The organism is Capnocytophaga granulosa ATCC 51502 (assembly GCF_000411115.1).
GTDB classification, from domain to species: domain Bacteria; phylum Bacteroidota; class Bacteroidia; order Flavobacteriales; family Flavobacteriaceae; genus Capnocytophaga; species Capnocytophaga granulosa.
In genome coordinates this window covers 1-14,682 of sequence record NZ_KE150245.1, presented here as the reverse complement: position 1 = coordinate 14,682, position 14,682 = coordinate 1, and the positions used below count along the sequence as shown (strand labels likewise).

Genomic DNA, 14,682 nt, shown 5'->3' with positions numbered 1-14,682 from the left:
ACTCATAATATAGTTATTTTTTTACTTACACTAATATTTTTTGCGCAAAGTTAGCTATGAAGCTGTTTAAACTTTTTTAGAGAAATAAAAGTTCCCAAAAATTAGTAATTTTGTGTTTGAGAAAAAACACCAAAATTCAGCAACTTTGGGCAAAGATACAATAAATAATTGAATTATTCCCTTTTTAAGTGTAGGAAAAAGAGAATTTAAAAGTAATTTTGATTTGGCTTCAATATTTTTATTGATTCTCAAGAGGTTAAAAACAGGGGTACAATGGAGAGAACTTCCAATTGAGAGCTATTTTGAAAAAGGAGAATCTACAAGCTATCAAGCAAGAAAAAAATCCGTAACCACAAATAGCATTTTTTTGTGTGATAATAAAGGGCAAATGATAGCAAATGGTTGGCTTGACGGATATAAAGGTTTGATAATGAGATACGAGTATCTTGATGTAACTTGGATTGGAATGCTTTTATTAGGGTTTATCTCCAAGTTCCTCAAAAAAGTTTAAACACGTTTATCTAAAAGAGAGAAAATATCCTACATAAATTTAGAAGCATCAATATTAAAATATGTATAAAAAGAAACATCACAACCAACTTCATTTCCTATCTCAATAAACTTATTTCTAATATTCTCATTGTCATTCAGTAGTCTAGTTAAAGAGTCTCTTAACCAATCAGGAGAGATATTATTTTCCCTCATCTTTTTTAACCCCTCCATCATATATTTATCTATTTCTCTTTTAGAAAATAAAAGGGTTATTAATTCAGCCTTTGCATTTATATGTTTGAAATTAGAATATGTGTTAAATATCTTTCCTTCTTTAAAAAAATCATTGTATATGACATCTAAAAAAGAACCTCCTTGTAGTAGAAATTCAATTTCATTTTCTTTTAAATTTAAAAAATGGAATCCATTCTGGTCAAATTTATTGAATATATGTTTAAATAATTCTTCTTGTTCATTGAATGGTACTTTCCCATTCTGTAAAAGAATTACTATAATTTTATACTCATAATGTGATAATATCCAAATACGACTATTCCATATTTCTCTAATTTCTTCAGGAGTATATTGGATATAATTAATTACTTGAGGATAATTAAGAATAAATTTTAAGTCGTAATTTCCTCCTTTCTCTTTTATAAAACGTATTAATTCATTTGTTATTCTGTTATTTTCTTGAAAAATTTGAAATATTTTATAATAAATATTGTGAATTGTTGTATCATTTCCAAATAACGGCAATCTACATAGTTCCTCAAAAAAAATATTTAAATCATTTATCTCTACAGCATATTCAATCTCTCGTATTAATTCATCAGGTTCTTTACTTGCAGGAGTTTTAGTCCTATCAAAAAAAACAATAAATTTACTCAATAAACTTTGCATACTCCCTTCTATACTAATCTTTGAAAGATTAGATTTTAAAAATAGCCAAAACATTTCTACGTGTTGATGGGTTATTTCATATTCTTTGTAATGAGCACAATCATTCCTTCTATCTTTCCAACATAAAATTTCTCTTCTTATAGAATCATTAATCTTAAATATTGGGGACTTTGAATTGTTTAATTCAGTTAATATTCTTTCTTCCCATTTATTTTCATTAGTGAGTTCTTTAGTTATGTTATCCCATCTACTATTTTTGATATTGTTTGGCTTTTGACTATTCATAATCATTTCTTTTATATAAGTTAAAAAACCTAAATATGAAAGTAGTAGAGAGGCTCTATATGCCTCAATAGAATAACATTTTATCGCTTCTCCAAATAACATTTTACAATCAGGAGAATCCTGAAATTTATTTTTTATCCAATTTATCATATTACTTTTTATTATGGAGCTGTTTAAACTTTTTCTTATAATAAAATAAAAGTTCCCGAAAATTAGTAATTTTGTGTTTGAAAAAAAAGAACACCAAAATTCAGCAACTTTGGGCAAAGATACAATAAATAATTGAATTATTCCCTTTTTATGGGTAGGAAAAAGAGGATTTAAAAGTAATTTTGATTTGGCTTCAATATTTTTATTTGATTCTCAAGAGGTTAAAAACAGGGGTACAATGGAGAGAACTTCCAATTGAGAGCTATTTTGAAAAAGGAGAATCTACAGGCTATCAAGCAAGAAAAAAATCCGTAACCACAAATAGCATTTTTTTGTGTGATAATAAAGGGCAAATGATAGCAAATGGTTGGCTTGACGGATATAAAGGTTTGATAATGAGATACGAGTATCTTGATGTAACTTGGATTGGAATGCTTTTATTAGGGTTTATCTCCAAGTTCCTCAAAAAAGTTTAAACACGTTTAAAAACAAAGAAAACCAGCAAAACATCAGTTCTGCTGATTTTCAAAATGGAGATATACAGGTTCTTTAAGGAATAAATGCTACATTTTAAACCCTCGTGAGTTTCTGTTAAGAGTCTCTCTTACAAACTCCTTCGTGGGAGTTGGGACTTCTTGAGTTTCGCTTTTTTGACTCTCTTGTGATAGCTCTTTATTGAGTTCTTCTGCCTCTTGTACCTCTTGTTTTTCGGCTCCTTCTTGAGCCTCTTGTGGAGTATCAAAGGAGAGTGAAAGTTGTATTTTCCTATCAAGGGCTGAGAGCTCAGTTTTAAGCTCGGAGAGCTGTGTTTCTTTACCCCATACTTTCTCGATGATTTCCTTTAGAAGAGGAATGTCCTTTTGGATAAGGGCAATCTCTTTTTCTTCCTTTTCCATCATTGCAGGGATTTTCTCAATGGCATTGACAAAATTCATCACAGCCAAGTTAGGGTCACTTGCCAATCGTCCGTTGTTATAGGTGTACTTGATACCACCTTCTCCTTGTACAAAAAAGCGGTTTTCTTTTAGGTCAAGTTCGTCTTTTTTGGAGACTTCGGTCTTTACTAATATCTGAAAACCATAGATACTTCCTATTTCTTGATATTCGCCTTTGGTACGGGCGTTTTGGACATAGTCCTGTAACTTCTGTGCTAACTGCTTTACACTGCTCTTTTCGTCTAAGCCATCCAAACGCAATGCATTGACTACCGAGCCATCTTCTCGGCGCACCGCTTTATCTGAAAAGTTTTGCCAATCCGTCTGAAAACGATACAAGCGATCTTGTAGGGCTTTCAAATCGCTACAGAGGTTATCTAAACGGTTTTTAGAGGTATATTTAGAGCGTAAGAACGTTTGTTTTTCACTCTCTAAAGCCCCAATCTTCTTTTCCAACTTCGCTTTTTCGAGTAAATCGGTATTTCCTGAGAGGATAGCCACATATTCAGAATAGTTCATTCCCGACTTTTCGTCCATAGCACCCTCATCAATGGTTCGTTTGCCCAGCTTATTGTTTTTAAGTTGGTCGATAAAGAGTTGTTTATTAAATAGTAGATTGAACTTGTATGAGTCCAAAGACTTTTCAACAGCATAGATAATTACATCCACCTTATTATCAGCAAAATATTTAGCCACTTCATTGCCTTTACGAATGGCACGTCCGTCCCTTTGTTGTAGGTCACTGGGTCGCCAAGGGGTATCTAAGTGATGTACAGCAACGGCTTTTTTCTGTGCATTAACCCCTGTGCCAAGCATATCGGTAGATCCAAAGAGTACCCGTATCTTTCCTTCGTTGGTGTCGCTGATGAGTTGTTTGCGCATTTTATCGTTTTTAGCCTCTTGGATAAAACGGATTTCGTGAGCAGGAATGCCGTAGTCTTCTACCAATTTGCGTTTGATTTCAGTGTAGGGATTCCATTCGTTGGGCTTGTAAGTACCCAAATCAGAAAAGACAAACTGAGTGCCTTTCTGTGCTTTGTATTTTTGGTAATATTCATTGATTTTCATCGCACAATGAGAGGCTTTGTTATCAGGATGATCTTCATACTTATCAGAGATCATTCGCATATCTAAAGACATTTTACGGGCATAATCAGTTGCAATAAGCATTTTGGCTTTTTCCTCGGACTCGGATAGTGGTGCACGTCCCAAGAGGGTTGCATTACCCGTTTTGGCAAACTCCATTAGTTTTTGAATAAATACCTCTTGATCGGGTGTAGGGGGTATATTGTGTAAAATTTCGTTCTTTTCGGGTCTGTCTATCCCAACATCCTTTGCGGTTCTATAATCGGTTATTTCGGCATAAAACTGCGCTAATTCGGGTACTTTGATAAAGTAGCGGAAGCGTTCTTTCTGCACAATGTTGTTAGCCACTGAAAATTCGTAATCGGTGGTCTTGCGGGCATAGATTGCTGCCCACGCATCGAAACAGTGAATTTGTTGCTTTTCTAAGGCTTGAGGACGCAGGTACTTAAAGAGCAAATAAAGCTCAGTAAGTGAATTGGAAATAGTAGTCCCAGATAGAAAAGTAGCCCCCATATCCTTGCCAGTGCGCTCTTGAATAGTTCGCAAGGCAAAAAGCAGGTTGAGGGCTTTTTGACTGCCTTGTGAGTTTCCCAATCCCGCCACTCTATCGTGCCTTGTATTGAACATTAAGTTCTTGAACTTATGGCTTTCATCTACTAGTAGATGGTCAATGCCCATCATCTTAAAATCTACTGTATCATCGGTGCGCTCATTGATGTCGTGTTCTAAGGTTTTGAGCTTTACTTCTAGGTTTTCTTTACGCTTGTACATTCCTTTAATCATCGCACGAGAGACTTCACTACCTTGTTTTTCCAACTGCCAAAGACTCTCTTCAACATCTTGGAGTTCTTCTTGCAAAATGCTCTGTTGCACCTCGGGGGATTGCGGTATCATCTTAAACTGGTCGTGGGTGAGAATCACGCAATCCCAATCATTGTTTTTGATGTCTCCAAAGATACGCAAACGCTTTTGAGGGGTAAAATCCTCCTTGCCAGGGTAAAGGATTTTAGCAAAAGGATAGGCACGGCGATAGGTCTCGGCTATTTCGTGTACATTGGCTTTAAGCCCTATAATCATCGGTTTGTGCGCTAATCCTAAGCGTTTCATTTCTTGAGCAGCACAGCACATAATAAGGGTTTTACCAGCTCCTACCTCGTGGTCGCAAATCGCACCATTGTTGAGCTTTATCATCCAAATAGCATCTTTCTGACTATCATACAAATCCTCTATGCCTAAACTCTCTCTATCAAGTCCAGGGAAAGACTGAAAAGAACCATCGTACTGCGGACGTACAAAACAGTTAAAAGACTGATTATACTGCTCAGCCAAGCGGTCTTTAAACTCCTGACTCTGCTCTAAGAGCCACAGAGGGAAAGCATTGCGTATTTCATCAATCTTGCTGTTTGCCAGTTGAATTGCCTCCATATCGCGCACCTTGACTTCCTTGTCGTCTATCTTTATTTTCTTGGTAATATCAGGGGTGGTATTTACCAAGGCGTTTTTGAAGAGGGCAATACCATCGTAGGTTCTGCTCTCACTTTTTACAGCGTATTTCTCCCAGATATGTAAGTTCTTTTGTCGGCATTCCACTGAAAACTCATCGGTTTGAGCACTGTATTGCACACCTACCTTGGTATCGAAAAGCGAAGAGGCAAAATCACTATAGATTTGTGGGGAGATCCAACGCTCGCCCAAGTTAAAATCCAACTCTTCAAAAGGAATAGGGGTAGGAATTACCTGCCTGAGTCCCTCTAAAGCGTGCTCAATTTCTGATTGTTTAGGATGTTCAGGGTGAGTATTTTGATATGCTTCTACGGCTTTGATTTTAGTAAAGACATCCCCTGCTTGCCACTTTTGAGTAATTTGGTATTCGTCTTCTATAGGATTGTAAAAGAGTTTGCCCTGTAACTGCGCTTTGACTTCTTCCTCATTGGTGTTAGAAAGCTCAGCTATGTAGGGAATATCCACCCGCCCCAATTCACTTAAAGAAGTGAGTAGTGCCTCTTCAGCAGAAATGTTTTCATTCTTCCTCAGAGAGAATACCACAGGCTTGTGAAAGATATCTGCTTTTTGATAAACACCATTTTTGATACGCTCTAAGTAAGGAATTTCAGCGCCTGAGGCATCGGTTTTTATTAGCTTGATATTATCAGCACTATTTAGCCGACCATAGTTCTTGACAAAAGTATCGTAAAGGGCATTAAGATTTTCTCTTTCCGTAGGATAAGGGGTATAGGTGGTAGCCTCTTTATGGTACAAGTCAGAATAAGCATCACGCAGAGCGATATAGGTAATGGCTTTTTGTCTTTCCAAAGAAGAAAGCGCAAGAGGCACAAAGGTAGCAGCTGTTTTGTTCTTATTGAGATCTTGCAAAAAGCCCACTGTATCGGCTTGTACTACCAAAGTATCTTCTCTGAAATGAGGTAAATATTCTCCCTCAAAAGGTACAGGTTCTTTTAGTAATGATACCGCAGGAGGCGTGTAATTCAAAGCAGGAGAAGCTTTTGAAAGCACCTCTATTTCATTCCCTTGATTGACAGGATAAGTAAAAGAAAACAAGTCCAACTTTTGAGCATTCCCTAATTGAGAGGTAGTTGTTTTCTTCTTTGTTTTCTTTTTAGCTCCTATGGGTATAGTAGGGACTGTTTTAGCTGAAATGTTGGGAGGGCTCGCTAAAGTAGCGGTGGCTTCCTGCTCTGATAGGAAATCAAAGAGACTTAGCTGAACGACTTTGGGTTCAACTTTTTGATTCTTAATTTCTTTTGACTCTTTAGAGGTGAGATTAGCATTGGAAATAACAAAGGAAGGCTCGTTGATTTTGCTTTCAATTTCAATAAATTCTTGCCGTTCAACCTTTTTTACCTCAATTTCCTTTATCTCAATTTTTTGTGAATTAACCTCTTGTAGCTTAATTTGTGTTGTTTGGCTTTGTTGTGCTGTTTCAGGCGATAGATAATGTGCTTTAAAATCGTTTAGGATTCTTTCTTTTACCTCCTTGGCAATACCTTCTACTCCTTCACTATGGGTATAGACCATCGCAGGCTGTCCGTATAGGTTGGTGCCTGCAAGAGCATCCGTACAAATAACGTTTTCTCTTTGTGAAAGATACTCGTTTTGTAGCATCCCTTGTGGTAGCCTTGCTGTATTGCAAAACTGCTCTTCTATAGGGTTTAAAGCGCCTCTTTGACTGTCTTTTTGAAGGATGATAAGATCGCTTCCTGCTTCGGTACCTGCGTAATCGGTAAAGAGGTTGTTAGGCAGGCGCACGGCAGAGACAAGACGCGCACTGGAGAGCATCGCTTGGCGAATAATCTCATTTTGAGGACTATCGGCTACCCCTTGAGAGGTGATATAGGCAAGGAGTCCCCCTTCCTTTACCATATCCAAACCCTTTAAGAAAAAGTAGTTATGCACCCTACGGGAGGCTTGTACCTTAGCAGGGTCACTACTACGAGAGTAACTCAAATCAAAGACAGCGGTATCGGAAAAAGGGATGTTGCTGGTTACCAAATCAAACTGGTTTCTTTTCAGTGGGCTGATTTGTTCGAAGCCATCGATATGTACTTGCTCCTCGGGGTAAAGATGAGAGAGCACTTTGCCTGTGAGCAAGTCCTTTTCAAAAGCAGTAACCACAAGAGAAGGATGCTCTTCTTTAAAAGCACGGATAAAATTGCCTCCTCCTGCCGAAGGTTCTAACATTGTTTGCAGAGGTACGCCTGTTTCCTTTATTGCTGAAGCGATAGCCGAGGTAAGACGCATTGGGGTATAAAAAGCCGTTAGCACAGAATTTCTAAGGCTTTGTACATAGTTTTGGTATTGCCTTTCATCAGTGGAATGTTCTCTAATAAGGGCATACAGACTCCTTACATCTTGCCAAAAGACTTGGTCAGCTTTTGCCCAGTACTTTAAATCAGCTTCAGACTGGTGGGGATTGAGGATAAACTTCAATCCCCCGAAGCCTGAATAGTGTTGTAAGAGTTCTCGCTCTTCTTGGCTTAGAAGCGTGCGCTTTTGCTTCTCTAAATCGAAAGCCAATGCCAGTGCACGAGCATTACGATTAAAGCTCAGTCGTTTAAGATATGCCATTTTCTTCTATCCATAGTTCGATGGCACCCGTAAGTTCTGTATAGAGGGATTGATAGGCAGCGGAATGCTGAAAATCCTCATCGATTTCATTCTCGTACTTTTTAAAGTAAGGAACCAGTTCTGGGAAGATTTTTAGGGCAAAAGGGCGCAAATCCTCATCGGCTAATTGAGTATCGAACTCCTGAGAAACGACCTCAAAAACCATATCAAAGGGAGAGAAGAAGAGCCCATCGAAGAGTACTCCTGAGGCTATTTTATCACATTCAGGAATACTGATACCCGCCTCAAAAGCCTCTTGGTAAGCCTGCGCAGCATACTCACTTCTGTCCTTGATAAAGGCTGTATTTGCTAAAAGATTAGGAAAGCTCGTTTGTAACAGCTCTTTGAGTCTTAACTCGTAATAAGACAATGACCCTAAGGTGTTGTCAGTGTTCTGGGGTTGGGTTTGTGTTTCTTTCATTGTTAAAATTACTTTTAATGGGTTCAACAAATTTTAATTTTTACAAAGTGTCGTTCTGCAAAGATATATTTACCACGATTTTCCAAATAGGGCAAAAAGGCTCTCCTCCCTTTTCAGGAACATCTGTTTTTAAAAGGGTTCTTCTAAATTTTTTCCCTGTGCTAAGAACTCTCTCTTTGAGCCTCTCGGCTAGTTCTTCCTCCTTGATAAAAGAAAGAACATAGCCCAAGCGCTGGAAAATAGAGACAGGTGTAGAGAGGATTACCTCTGTAGGAAGCTCTTGCCAACTCAGGTGTTTTTTAATCCTTTGAATTACCTCTACTGCTTTTTGAATGCCTCCTATCTCTTTTTCATAGAGGAGCAAATCAACCGCAGTGAGCTCCAAAGAGGCTACCCGCAAAGTTCTTTCCTCTATAGAAAAAGGTAAGGTTTTTCTTTTTACTCCTATTTCTCTTAAGTTTTTGATATCCTTTTTGACAAGGTAACGAATCTTACTTTGTCCCCTAAAGGAATCCCTCAGTGGAGGTAAGGAGGTTATTACTGTAATTTCATTTGCCTGTAAAGCCTCTTTGGGAGATAGATGTACTTCTACTGCACTGAGCAGGGCTACATAGTATTCCCTTTTTAGGTGTTGCATCAGTGTTTCAATGTAGAAATAAGGTTTTCCCTCTTCTCTGATAGCTTTGTTATCAGTAGCATTACCAATGTCCACAAAACGGACGATGCTATAGATGCCATTCCAAAGAGGCAGGAGCTTTCCTTGCTTTTTAAGTCCCCCTAAAGTATTGAGAATAGTTTTTTCTTTAAGGTGAGCAAATACCTCTTTTAGCTCCTGCATAGAAAAGCTGTAAATACCCTTTTCCTCCAATGATTGTATCCACTTTCGTATGGTTAGTCCCTTCATATTAAAAATATATATCGTTGCAAAACATTTGCAAAAGTACTATATTATTTCTAAAGAGCAAATATATTGAAACAAAAAGTTATCAACAGGAGGACTAAACTTCACTTAGGATATGGTACATAATCCGTTGTGTTAGCTCACAGACTTTCTTTACTGAAAGTTTACCTAACCTTTGTTAGTATTTTCGCTTTTTGAAAGTTTTCTCAGGAAACTCAAAGGCAGTTTCACCATTTTCTTTCAGACGTATATAGGCATCGAAAGTGCTGCCTGATTTGCTTTTCATTCCTTTTATCAGAGGTGTTTTTCCTTTTTCAAAGAGCGTTTTGAGCAGCTCATCAGTAAGAGGTTTGCCACATACATTCCTAAAAAGCACATAACCACAGTCCTCATCAGGACATTTGGCTACCTTTTCAAACAGTAATAAGGAAGCATTTCTGCATTTAGGACAGGTGATTTTGAGTTTTTCTCTTTGGGGTATATCCATAGCCAAAAATGTATCAGTAAGACTATGGGTATAGGCTTCCATATCCGAAGAAAAACTATCGGGAGAGAGCTCTCCTTGTTCTATCTTTTGCAATTGACTTTCCCATTCGCCTGTAAGGGCAACATCGGCTATAGTAAGTGATTTTACCCACTCATATACCTGCATTCCTTTATCGGTAGGAATAAGAGACTTTTGTTTGCGTTCAATATAATTGCGCTTTAAAAGCGTCTCAATAATAGCGGCACGTGTGGCTGGAGTACCTATACCTGCTCCTTGTAATAACTCACGTTGCGCTTTATCTTCTAAGGTCTTTCCTGCTGTTTCCATAGCCCCCAACAGTCCTGATTCGGTATATAAAGCAGGAGGTTGGGTGGTTTTAGAAAGGATTTCAACGGCTTTAATCTTTATACTTTCTCCTTGTACAAGTTCAGGCAGCACTTGATTGCTATCACCTTCATTGTCTTTTTCACTGTCTTTGGCAGTTTCATCAGAGTAAAAACCACCGATAGCGCGCCAACCCGCTTGTAACACTTGAACACCTTTTATCAAGAAGTCAGTGTGAAGCGCCTCCAGTAGAGTCTTTTGCACTTCTTTTACACAGGGTTCAGATACCGCTTCCAAAAGTCGGGTGGCAATCATTTTGTAAATAGTGTTTTCTTTTGCCGTAAGGTTGGTAGGAAAGCGCTCGGTAATAAGAAGTCCGTGATGGTCTGTTACTTTCAAATCATTAACCATCTTCTTATTCAGCGCCCCAATTTTCACAAGTTTAGCTTCGTTGGCGTATGCCTCACTTTCTTGTAACAAACGTATCAGCTGTGGGATTTCTTCCCATACATCCTCTGAGATGTACTTACTACCAGTACGTGGGTAAGTAATGTATTTTTGCTCGTAGAGACTTTGAGCGATTTGCAGGGTCTCATCGGCTGAAAAGTTCCATTTTTTATTAGCTTCTTTCTGAAGACCTGTTAGATCATAGAGCAAAGGAGGTTGTTCTTTTACCACTTCTTTTTCAGTGGAAATCACCTCGGTCATAGGAGACTTTTCTAATTGTTTTTGTAAGGCTTCAGCTTCTTTTTTATCCTCAATTTTAGCTGAGATACTGAAAAAATCAGTATAGCTTTTTTGGTGCTTGAGTCGTAATTGATAAAAAGGTTTCTTTTGAAAATGTGTGTGCTCTAAAAATCTTTTACAAACCATTGCTAAGGTAGGTGTTTGCACCCTTCCTAAGGAATAAATCCCTTCACCTACGGCTATACTCAGGGCTTGGGTAGCATTGATACCCACCAGCCAATCAGCCTCACTACGCTTTTGAGCAGAGGCATACAGCAAATCAAAAGCACTTCCTTCTTGCAGATTGGCAAGTCCTGTTTTGATACCTTTTTCGGTTAAGGAGCTAATCCAAAGCCTTTGAAAAGGTTTTTGACATTGCAAATATTCATAGATATAGCGGAAGATCAGTTCTCCTTCACGACCTGCATCGGTGGCTACAATAATGGAACTACACTTCTTAAAAAGGCTATCAATGATTTTAAGCTGTTTTAAAGCCATAGGGTCTGACCTGTAGCCTTTCTTATCCTCAGGAATTTGTTTGGGTACCAAGATAAAGGGGCGAGGTAGAATAGGTAGGTGTTCTCTGTGGAATCCTACACAACCATACGCCTCTGGAAGGGCTAATTGCACTAAATGTCCCAATGCCCAAGTAACAGCATAATCATTACCTAACAAATATCCATCTTGTTTTTCACTTGCCCCCACTATAGCGGCAATCTCTCTTGCCACACTGGGCTTTTCTGCTAATATAACTTTCATTTTTCTACGTGTATTGAGGTTAAAAATTAGAGTTATACTTTGCGTCCCTTGGACTTCTTAGCAGTTTCTTTTTGAGCTGTTTTTTCTGATTGCTTTTGAGGGCGTTTTTCTTCTTTGGCTTTAGAAGTTTCAGCTTTTTGCTTGGTAGAAGAAACTTTATCAGTAATGTCCTTTTGAGGATTGTTAAAGCTCATCTCTACCTTGCCTTTGTCCTTGTCAAAAGTAAAATAACCGCTATAAGTTTTACCGGCTTTGCTCTGTAAACCTTCTAAATAAATAGGATTACCCTTGCTCAGTTCCTTGTGTTGTTCTTCGGTAAGAGTTACTCCTCGTATGACTGTAGGAGCCTCAGTGAGTTTCTCTTGATTAGCAAGTTTAGGAGCTTTGTCTTCAAAGAGAAATTCCACATAACGCTTGTCGGCATTGAACTGCACGGTTGCGTTAAAAGGCTCTCCTTTTTTAGAGGTCATTCCCTCGACAAACAGAGGCTTGCCTTCTTTGAGCGTTTGTTTTTGCTCCTGGGAGAGTTTGACTCCTTTGATTTCATCGGGGACTTTGATGTGTTCACTGCGCAAGGCAATGATTTCATTGGTGAGCTTATCAATACTGATAATAGAAGGAATTTTTTCTCCTGTCTTGGTATTGGTAAGCTCAACTGTACGTCCCATATTTCCTGTGGTAAGCAGGTTCTTTTTATCCTCTTCTGAAAACTCGTGACCAAAGAAAGGATAATCCAATTGTGGTTCCTTGCGCATCCCGTGAATGGCTACTGCTACTTTTCCATCAACTTCTCTTAGGGACAGACGAGCATCAAAGCGGGTTACTGTAGAGCCTAAATTGAAACTAATAGGCACCAGTTCATTGGTTTTATAACCTTTTAAGAGGGGCTCTAATAGGTTCCTCTTCTCTAAAGACTCTCGACTCACCCCTAAGTTTTGTAACGTTTCCCAATCAATAGCATCAGGGTTGTACTTGAGTTCCTCTTGGGCAGGAGTACTTTGAGATTGTGCCTGAGCAGGAGCTTCTTGTGCTTGCGCTTGAGCAGGAGCTTCTTGTGCTTGTGCTTGAGCAGGAGCTTCTTGTACTTGTGCTTGAGCAGGAGCTTCTTGTACTTGTGCTTGAGTAGGAGCTTCAGGAGGGGTCTGAGCAACGGCAGTCTCTCCTTCTTGTTTTAGAGTAGCTGCTTTTTGCTCTTGTTTGATATACTGCTCAGGAGATACTTCGTACTTCTTGAGGTATTCCTTACCCTTTTCAGTGAGCTTTGCCAGATGGTTTTGAAGTTTTTCTATCGTATTTACCGATTTTTCTATCGGTATTTTAAAGAAAGAAAAACGAGAAGGGTTCTGGACTTGACGCATAAAGTTGCTAAAGAAATTAGATAGCATATTACCTTGCTTGTCTACTTTCATAAAGTCATCTAAGGATTTGCTGTCAGCAGGAGCCGTTTTTAACTCTCCTTTCTCATCAATTCCTTTTACAGCCTTAAGCTGTTTTTCTTCTTTGTCAAATACCAGTAGGATATCAGATAGTTGTTCATCCACTGGGATTTGATTGTCGTAATTTGCCGTATCGGCGTGTTGATTTTCTGCCATTATTTAAACATCTTTTTTAATTTGGGGGTAAAATTACTCCCTTTGTAAGACGTTTAAGAGGCGCTGTCCTTTTTAGGCATAGTATTTCCGTTTTTGGCTTTTAAAGCTGTTACTGGCACACTGAAATGTTCTCGGATAAATTGATGTACATCTGAGAGCTTGTAGTATATTTTGCCTGATATGGTATAATAAGGCAGTTTGCCATTGGAGCGATACCTCTGCAGGGAACGTGCAGAGATTTTAAAGGTGAGCATCAAGTCTTGATTATCCAAGAGTTCCTCACCATCCAAGCTGTTTTTGCGTTTTTCAGCTTTGTCTATTTGCTCTTTAAGCAAATCAAAACGATCCATAATGCGTTCCATCCACGCTATAAATTCTATTCTGTCGATTTCCATTTTTTATATTTATATTTGTTTAATACTTCGATTGTTAGGTCTTAATCTTAGAACATCTAAAAGTTCTGCTTATCCTTGTGAGTTCTTGTTATCCTCCAAAAGTTCTTTTAGCACACTGCCCATTCCTAAGAGTTGGTCATTACCCTCTTGAGGGACTAAAATGCCCATTTCCTTTAAGGTGCGGATATAACCTTTTGCGGTGCGTTCCTTTACATCAGTCCGTTTTTGAATTTCTATGTTCAGCTCTTGAACAGTCCACAAAGTTCGCTCTTTAAAAAGAGGAGAAACTAACGAGGCTAAGGTACTGGCTTTATTGGGTTTTTGGTCTTCGTTTTTCTGATTGCCTACATAACTATGCATTCCCAGCTCATTGTTCCATCTAAAAAGTATTTGTGGGGTATCGCTAAGACTGCCATTGCGTATTTTCATCGGTTTGACCGCTGAGATAGGACTGTTCTTCTCCCTTTCGATAGAAAGCACTGCCGTTGCTTTGCGTTGTAGTTCAGATCCCAAATGACCACGGAGTTTAAGTCCGCTGGGGGTGAGGTGTAATACACATACGATACAGGTTTTGTAGTTACCTGCCAAAAGGTAAAGCTCTTCTATGAGTTCCACACTCTCTTGCTCATTATTCACAGCTCCAATAAGGTCGGCTATGCCATCGATGACCACCAAATGCACTCCTGCACATTGGTAGTAAAAACTCTCCAAGCCCTCACGAATGACCTTTAATCGCTCTCTGCGAGGGAGTTGGGTGAGGCAAAAGGCGTGTAGCAAATCAGGAAGAGAGGTTAGTTTAGCTCTTTTAAGCAGTTTGCTGATGTTTTGATAGAGCTGGTCTTGAGACTGTTCTGTATCGAAAAATAGCACCACTTTATCTTTGGGGCAAGGCAGTAGCGTTGTGCCCAATGTGTCAATAGGAAGGTTCTTACTGTTAAGACAACCTGCAATGAGGGCGCTTACATAATGGCTTTTGCCTGTACCTTCGCCTCCTGTAATACCCAATAAACTACTCTGTACTCCTACAGGAGTTCTGCCAATCGAGATGATAGTCTCTTGTTTTTGGGGAGGTTTATCCCATTGGATTTCGCAGTTTTTAAG

Annotated in this window: 10 protein-coding genes; 2 read left to right on the top strand and 8 right to left on the bottom strand. The window is 38.7% G+C overall.

Annotation, left to right across the window (positions count from 1 at the left end):
- Positions 1–223: 223 nt before the first annotated feature.
- Positions 224–511 carry a hypothetical protein gene (locus HMPREF9331_RS12725; protein ID WP_248641625.1) on the top strand — a complete coding sequence of 96 codons (288 nt, stop codon included), beginning with the start codon at positions 224–226 and terminating at the stop codon, positions 509–511.
- Positions 512–540: 29 nt separating this feature from the next.
- On the opposite strand, the gene HMPREF9331_RS04765 is transcribed toward HMPREF9331_RS12725, so the two are convergent.
- Complete coding sequence (locus tag HMPREF9331_RS04765; protein ID WP_016421324.1) at positions 541–1,830, bottom strand: hypothetical protein; 1,290 nt, start codon at positions 1,828–1,830, stop codon at positions 541–543.
- A gap of 182 nt (positions 1,831–2,012) precedes the next feature.
- Here HMPREF9331_RS04765 and HMPREF9331_RS12720 point away from each other — a divergent pair, with 182 nt between their 5' ends.
- Positions 2,013–2,306, top strand: a complete 294-nt coding sequence (locus tag HMPREF9331_RS12720; protein ID WP_234945892.1) for a hypothetical protein — start codon at positions 2,013–2,015, stop codon at positions 2,304–2,306.
- A gap of 87 nt (positions 2,307–2,393) precedes the next feature.
- Here HMPREF9331_RS12720 and HMPREF9331_RS04750 read toward each other — a convergent pair whose 3' ends face one another.
- The 7 genes from HMPREF9331_RS04750 to HMPREF9331_RS04720 all read right to left on the bottom strand — a co-directional run.
- Entirely contained in the window at positions 2,394–7,937 is a 5,544-nt protein-coding gene (locus tag HMPREF9331_RS04750) for a helicase-related protein (protein WP_016421323.1), read from the bottom strand.
- Positions 7,924–8,397: a DUF1896 family protein gene (locus tag HMPREF9331_RS04745; RefSeq protein WP_016421322.1), complete on the bottom strand. Its 474-nt coding sequence runs from the start codon at positions 8,395–8,397 to the stop codon at positions 7,924–7,926. The genes HMPREF9331_RS04750 and HMPREF9331_RS04745 overlap by 14 nt, the downstream gene beginning before the upstream one ends.
- Before the next feature lie 40 nt (positions 8,398–8,437).
- Positions 8,438–9,301, bottom strand: coding sequence for a type IV toxin-antitoxin system AbiEi family antitoxin domain-containing protein (locus HMPREF9331_RS04740; RefSeq protein ID WP_016421321.1), 864 nt, complete (start codon positions 9,299–9,301; stop codon positions 8,438–8,440).
- Positions 9,302–9,476: 175 nt separating this feature from the next.
- Positions 9,477–11,594, bottom strand: coding sequence for a type IA DNA topoisomerase (locus tag HMPREF9331_RS04735; RefSeq protein WP_016421320.1), 2,118 nt, complete (start codon positions 11,592–11,594; stop codon positions 9,477–9,479).
- 32 nt (positions 11,595–11,626) lie between these two features.
- A complete protein-coding gene (locus HMPREF9331_RS04730) occupies positions 11,627–13,186 on the bottom strand; it encodes a DUF3945 domain-containing protein (RefSeq protein WP_016421319.1) in 1,560 nt (519 codons plus the stop codon).
- Between the two features lie 53 nt (positions 13,187–13,239).
- Complete coding sequence (locus HMPREF9331_RS04725; protein ID WP_016421318.1) at positions 13,240–13,581, bottom strand: helix-turn-helix domain-containing protein; 342 nt, start codon at positions 13,579–13,581, stop codon at positions 13,240–13,242.
- 69 nt (positions 13,582–13,650) lie between these two features.
- Positions 13,651–14,682: AAA family ATPase (locus tag HMPREF9331_RS04720; RefSeq protein ID WP_016421317.1), on the bottom strand; the 1,032-nt coding region annotated here is incomplete at its 5' end.